Below are 776 nucleotides of genomic sequence, written 5' to 3' on the forward strand. Positions count from 1 at the left end.
AAGCGGGACGGGCGCGGCTTCGCGGCGGTGGCGGGGGCGCGCGGCCGGGGGACGGCGGCGGGCCTCGGTGCGCCCTGTGGCGTGGGCGGGGTCATCGGTGGGCCTCCGACCAGTCGAGGGTGCGGTAGGCGGTGCGGGTGCCGAGCTTCTCGCCGCTCCAGGGCGGGGGCGGTACGGGGGTGATCCGGGCCCGTACCCGTATCCGCGTCAGCTCTGCGCCGGGGCCACCCGCGCCCGCACGTTCCAGGCGCTGGGTGGCGAGGCGGGTGAGGTACGCGGCCGACAGCTCGCCCCGGTTGCCGAGGGGGGTCCCGTCGTTGTCGTGCGAGGCGGCGTAGAGGTCCCAGGCCCGGCGCAGGACGTTCTGCCGGGTGTGGCTGGGCAGCAGCGCACCGTGCAGAGCGGCGCCGTCGCGCGCCGACAGGTCGTACCAGCCGGTCATGAAGCTGGTGCCGTCCGCCCGCAGACCGCTCGCGCGCGCTTGAACGGCGGTGTTCTGCTGGATCGGGTTGGGGGCGAACAGCTTCCAGTTCTGTTCGAACTCCGGGTAGATCCAGGCGTTTACCGCCTTCGCCCGCTCTTTTCCGATCGTGTTCGCCGGGGCCACGTGCAGGAAGAGGAGCGAGAGGTGCAGCCCGGTGAGGACGAGCACGACGGCGAGCGCGAGGGCGCCGAGGAGGCGGTAGGGGAGGGAGAGGGCGGCGAGTCCGGCGGAGGGAGCGGGGGCGGGGCCCGGGGCAGCGCCCGGCGCGGGGGCCGGGAGCGGCGCGTCCGGT

Annotated in this window: 1 protein-coding gene; it reads right to left on the reverse strand. The window is 75.5% G+C overall.

Annotated elements, in window-relative coordinates:
• Positions 1–91: 91 nt before the first annotated feature.
• A partial coding sequence (locus tag G3I42_RS25365) for a DUF5819 family protein (protein ID WP_164289641.1) occupies positions 92–776 on the reverse strand: 685 nt, incomplete at its 5' end.

The organism is Streptomyces sp. SID11385 (genome assembly GCF_010548245.1).
Taxonomy (GTDB): domain Bacteria; phylum Actinomycetota; class Actinomycetes; order Streptomycetales; family Streptomycetaceae; genus Streptomyces.